Below are 5,590 nucleotides of genomic sequence, written 5' to 3'. Positions count from 1 at the left end.
CAGGTCAAGCGCGTGATCGAGCGCAAGCTGGTCATGGGCATCGCCGACGGCCGGGTACTGGTCGACGGTCGCGAGATCTATACTGCGCAGGATCTGCGCGTCGGCCTGTTCACCAGCACCGACAGTTTCTGATACAGGAGTCATTGCCATGCGTCGCGTCGTCATCACCGGATTCGGCATCGTGTCCTGCCTCGGCCATGATCGGGCCAGCGTGCGGGACAGCCTGTTCCACGGCCGCTCCGGCATACGCCGCAACGAGAAGTACGCCGAAATGGGCTTTCGCAGCCAGGTCAGCGGCAGCATCACCGGCCTCGACCTCGATGCCCTGATCGACCGCAAGCAGCGCCGCTTCATGGGCGATGCCGCCGCCTACGGCTACATCGCCATGCAGCGTGCCATCGAGATGGCCGGCCTGACGCCGGAGCAGGTGATCAATCCGCGCACCGGCCTCATCGCCGGTTCCGGCGGCGCCTCCAGCATCAACCAGGTCGAGGCCGCCGACATCGCCCGCGAGAAGGGCATCAAGCGCATCGGTCCGTACATGGTGCCGCGCACCATGGCGAGCACGGTGTCGGCCTGCCTCGCCACCGCTTTCCAGATCAAGGGCGTGAACTACTCCATCGCCTCCGCCTGCGCCACCAGCGCGCACTGCATCGGCAACGCCGCGGAGCAGATCCAGCTCGGCAAGCAGGACATCGTGTTCGCCGGCGGCGCGGAAGAGGAAAGCTGGGCCGAGTCCTGCATGTTCGACGCCATGGGCGCCATGTCGAGCAAGTACAACGACACCCCGGAGCAGGCTTCGCGCGCCTACGACGCCAACCGCGACGGCTTCGTGATCGCCGGCGGCGGCGGCATGGTGGTGGTCGAGGCCTATGAACACGCCGTGGCGCGCGGCGCCACCATCCTGGCCGAAATCGTCGGCTATGGCGCTTCCTCTGACGGCCACGACATGGTCGCGCCCAGCGGCGAAGGTGCCGAGCGCTGCATGCGCCAGGCCCTGGCCACGGTGGACACGCCGATCGACTACCTGAACACGCACGGCACCTCCACCCCGGTCGGCGATGTCGCCGAGCTGAAGGCGGTGCGTGCGGTGTTCGGCGATCAGGCCCCGCGCATCAGCTCGACGAAGTCGCTGTCCGGCCACGCCCTCGGCGCCGCCGGCGTGCACGAGGCCATCTATTCACTGATCATGCTGGGCGACGATTTCATCGCCGCCTCCGCCAACATCAGCGAGCTGGACCCCGAGGCCGACGGCCTGCCGATCGTGCGTGCGCGTGTCGACCAGGCCGGTCTGCGCACCATCATGAGCAACAGCTTCGGCTTCGGCGGCACCAACGCCACCCTGGTGCTGCGCAAGGTGTGACTACCAGCGTTGTCGGACTGACCGCCCGGTCATCCGACAGCGCGCGAAATTCTTACAATATGCGTTGTCAAATATTGACGGACTGACGGCTTTTCCGTACGTTGTCCTCGTTCCTTAGCGCGAGACAACACGCCATGACCATTCAGCACCAAGACGTCCTCATCATCGGCGCAGGCCTGTCCGGCATCGGCGCGGCCTGCCACCTGAAGCGCAAGTGCCCGGACAAGAGCATCGCCATCCTCGAGCGTCGCAACGCCGTCGGCGGCACCTGGGACCTGTTCCGCTATCCGGGCATCCGCTCCGATTCCGACATGTACACCTTCGGTTTCAACTTCAAGCCCTGGCTGTCGCCGCGCGTGCTCGCCGACGGTGCCTCGATCAAGCAGTACGTCGCCGAGGCCGCCGAGGAATACGGCGTCGACAAGGCCATCCGCTTCGGTCGCAAGGTCGCCACGGCCGACTGGTCCTCGAAGGATCAGCTCTGGACCGTCAGCACCACCGACGAACAGGGTGGCAACCCCGAGACCTGGACGGCCCGCTTCCTGCTCGGCTGCACCGGCTACTACAACTACGACACCGGCTTCCGCCCCGACTTCCCGGGCGAGAAGGACTTCAAGGGCCAGATCGTGCACCCGCAGTTCTGGCCGGAGAACTTCGACTACAGCGGCAAGCGCGTGGTCATCATCGGCTCCGGCGCCACCGCCATCACGCTGGTGCCGAACATGACCGACAAGGCCGAGCACGTCACCATGCTGCAGCGCTCGCCGACCTACATCCTGTCGGTGCCGGCGGTCGATCCGCTCAGCCGCGTCCTGCAGGCCGCCCTGCCGGCCAAGGTCGCCTACCGTCTCAACCGCGCCCGCAACATCGGCATCCAGCGTCTGCTCTACCAGACCGCGCGTGCCAAGCCGCAGGTCGTGCGCCGCTTCATCCTGGGCATGGCCAAGCGCCAGCTCAAGGGCAGCAACGTCGACATCCGCCACTTCTCGCCCAGCTACAATCCGTGGGACCAGCGCCTCTGCGTGGTGCCCAACGGCGACCTGTTCAAGGTGCTGCGCGAGGGCAAGGCCTCGATCGAGACCGATCACATCCAGCGTTTCACCAAGGATGGCATCCTGCTGAAGTCGGGCCAGGAGATCAAAGCCGACATCATCGTCACCGCCACCGGCCTGGACGTGCAGCTGCTCGGCGGCGTGGCCGTGAGCATCGACGGTGCGGCGATCCCGATCAGCCAGAAACTGACCTACAAGGGCGTGCTGGTCGACGGCGTGCCCAACGCCGCCATGATCTTCGGCTACACCAACGCCTCCTGGACCCTGAAGGCGGACATCGCCTCCGAGTACTTCTGCCGCGTGCTCCAGCACATGGACAAGAAGGGCTACAGGACCTTCAAGGCACGTGGCGACGAAAGCCAGCTCACCGAAGACACCGTGTTCGGCAGCCTGTCGGCTGGCTATGTGCGCCGCGCCGCGGATCGCCTGCCGCGCCAGGGCAAGTCGGCGCCGTGGAAAATCACCCAGGACTACATGTCCGACATTCCGGTGCTGCGCTACAGCAGCATCGCGGACGATATCCTGGAGTTCGACGGCAAGGTCGGCAAGAAGCCGTCCGGTCTGGAGCAGCGCGCCCTCAGGGCCGCCAGCACCGTGGCCGATCTGGTGACGGCGCCGCTGAAGGGCGCGCTGGGCCGGGGCTGAAGCCGGCACGAAGGAAAAGGGGCGCCATGCGCCCCTTTTTCATGTCATGGCGCTGGTGATGCCGCGAGGCCGGCATCACCCGTCGAGACCGGCACCACCGCCAGCACTGCCTCTCCCACCCACAGACAAACCACCCTACCCCGCTCCCACGGCGGAATCCCCATTTCCTGGCACCAGTGCTTCACCGACACCGAATGCGCCTTGCCCGGCGGCCGCCAGCGCTCGCCACCCCGGCGCGGTGCCAGCCGCCACGGCAGCACCAGGCGCGGGTCATCCTCGGCCAAGCCCGGCACCAGCTCGGCCGCAAGCCACTCCCGGCCAGCCCACTGTAACGGCACCCTCGGGTCCGGCCAGTCCGCGCCCCCGGCGGGCAGCGCCTGCAACGAGGCATCCGCCAGCAGATACACGGCTTCGCGGTAGCGCCGCAACGACCATCCGGCCCACGCCAGCTGCGGCAGACTGTCCGCCCTCGCCCGCAGCAGCTCGGCACGCAGCCGGGACCAGTAACGTACCGGCAGTGACGGCGCACCGCGCACGGACAGCCAGCGCGATACCACGGCCTGCAACGTGACGTCATCCAGCCCGGTCAGCAGCGGCAGCGACAAGGCGCCGGACGGCAGCACCGCCCGCGCCAGCCAGTCATCCGCCAGCGCATCCAGCGCCTGCGCCTGCCCGGCCAGCTGCCGGGCACTGCGGGCGAGCTGGCCGGCGGCCTCCGGCCAGCGCCGGGACAGCAGCGGCAGCAGCTCGTGGCGCAGGAGGGTGCGGTCAAAGCGCGGGTCGCTGTTGGCGGGGTCGTGCACCGGGTCCAGCGCACCGGCTGGCATCAGGGGGTCATGGCTGCGCAGGCAGGCTTCGGCCCGCGGGCGCCAGCGCGCCAGGGCCTCGCGCGGCAGGCTCAGCCAGGGCCGCCAGCGTGCGGTCTCGCGGCCGTCCGGCGCGCGCCAGGCAGATACCGGCCGCATGCCGGCCAGACCGTGCAGGCCGGCGCCGCGCATCAGCCGCAGCAGCAGGGTCTCGGCCTGGTCATCCAGGTGATGCGCCAGCAGCAGCGCTTCGTCGGTCGCCAGACACGCAGTCAGCGCGTCGTAGCGTGCGGCCCGCGCCGTCGCCTCGATGCTGGCACCGGCCGGCACGCGGACCCGCAGCACATCACAAGGCACCGAAACCGCGGCGGCTTGCGCCATGGCCTGTGCGGCCCAGGCATCGGCATCGGCATGCAGGCCGTGGTGCACGTGCAGCGCACGCAGGCGGCAGCCCAGCAGCGGCGCGATCTGCGCCGCCGCCAGCAGCAGGGTCAGGGAATCGGGGCCGCCGCTGTGGGCGAGCACCAGACCACGAATGCCCGGCGCATCGGCACGCCGGGCGGTCAGGAAGGCACGCAGCGCGCCCAGCGGATGGCTCGCCTCGTGCGCGCTCATGTCGGTACCGGCGGCTGCCGGCCTCAGGTGCCCGTGGGCTGGATGGCGTTGCCGTAGCTCATCAGGCGGTCGTAGCGGCGCTGCAGCAGCACGTCATGGTCCAGCGAACGCAGGCGCTTGAGCTGGCGCAGCAGGGCCTTGCGCAGCGACTCGGCCATGGCGTCGAAGTCGCGGTGGGCACCGCCCAGCGGCTCCTCGACCAGTTCGTCGACAAAACCCAGCGTGCGCAGGCGGCTCGCCGTCAGGTTCATGGCCTCGGCAGCTTCCGGCGCCTTGGCAGCGGTCTTCCAGAGGATGGACGCACAGCCTTCCGGCGAAATCACCGAGTAGGTGCTGTACTGCAGCATGAGCAGGCTGTCGCAGACGCCGATGGCCAGTGCGCCGCCGGAACCGCCTTCGCCGATCACCGTGGAGATGATCGGTGTCTTCAGCCGCGACATCACCGCCAGGTTGCGCGCGATGGCCTCGCTCTGGCCGCGCTCCTCGGCGTCGATGCCCGGATACGCGCCCGGCGTGTCGATGAAGGTGAAGATGGGCATGCGGAAGCGTTCGGCCATTTCCATCAGGCGCAGGGCCTTGCGGTAGCCCTCGGGGCGCGGCATGCCGAAGTTGCGCCTGACCTTCTCGCGCACCTCGCGGCCCTTCTGATGGCCGATGATCATGACCGGCTCGCCGAGGAAGCGCGCGGTGCCGCAGATGATGGCGGCGTCATCGCTGAAGGCGCGGTCGCCGTGCAGCTCGTCGAAATCGGTGAACAGGCGCTCGACATAATCCAGCGTGTAGGGGCGACGCGGATGACGCGAGAGCTGGGAGACCTGCCAGGCGGACAGGTTGGCGAAAATGTCCTCGGTCAGCTTCACGCTCTTGTCACGCAGGCGGACCACCTCTTCCTCGATATTGAGGCGGGTACCGCTGCCGACCGCGCGCAGGCCCTCGATCTTGGCCTCCAGCTCTGCGATCGGTTGTTCAAAGTCCAGGTAGTTCGGATTCATGATGACTTCCATCGGTCGTTGCGCCGAGTGTACCGATATCGTTACGGCTGTAAACCAAGACCAAGTGCGGAATGGTTACCCGAAATTACAGCCCGTGCGACCGGCCGGTGTCGCCAT

4 protein-coding genes are annotated in these 5,590 nt (G+C 68.0%); 2 read left to right on the top strand and 2 right to left on the bottom strand.

The window, feature by feature from the left end; translation table 11 throughout:
* Window positions 1-148 precede the first annotated feature (148 nt).
* Both fabB and C5O18_RS05830 read left to right on the top strand, forming a co-directional pair.
* Complete coding sequence (gene fabB, locus C5O18_RS05835; protein WP_105192300.1) at window positions 149-1,363, top strand: beta-ketoacyl-ACP synthase I; 1,215 nt, start codon at window positions 149-151, stop codon at window positions 1,361-1,363.
* Window positions 1,364-1,497: 134 nt separating this feature from the next.
* Window positions 1,498-3,060, top strand: coding sequence for a flavin-containing monooxygenase (locus C5O18_RS05830; protein ID WP_105192298.1), 1,563 nt, complete (start codon window positions 1,498-1,500; stop codon window positions 3,058-3,060).
* A gap of 44 nt (window positions 3,061-3,104) precedes the next feature.
* Here the strand turns inward: C5O18_RS05830 and tilS are convergent, their stop codons facing one another.
* Both tilS and C5O18_RS05820 read right to left on the bottom strand, forming a co-directional pair.
* On the bottom strand, window positions 3,105-4,481 hold the full coding sequence (gene tilS / locus C5O18_RS05825) for a tRNA lysidine(34) synthetase TilS (protein WP_105192296.1): 1,377 nt from the start codon (window positions 4,479-4,481) through the stop codon (window positions 3,105-3,107).
* Window positions 4,482-4,504: 23 nt separating this feature from the next.
* Window positions 4,505-5,473 carry an acetyl-CoA carboxylase carboxyltransferase subunit alpha gene (locus tag C5O18_RS05820; RefSeq protein WP_105192302.1) on the bottom strand — a complete coding sequence of 323 codons (969 nt, stop codon included), beginning with the start codon at window positions 5,471-5,473 and terminating at the stop codon, window positions 4,505-4,507.
* Between the last annotated feature and the right edge of the window lie 117 nt (window positions 5,474-5,590).

Origin of the sequence: Amnimonas aquatica, assembly GCF_002943415.1 — a bacterium.
Lineage (GTDB): Bacteria > Pseudomonadota > Gammaproteobacteria > Pseudomonadales > Moraxellaceae > Perlucidibaca > Perlucidibaca aquatica_A.
This window is presented reverse-complemented; position numbering and strand designations above follow the sequence as displayed.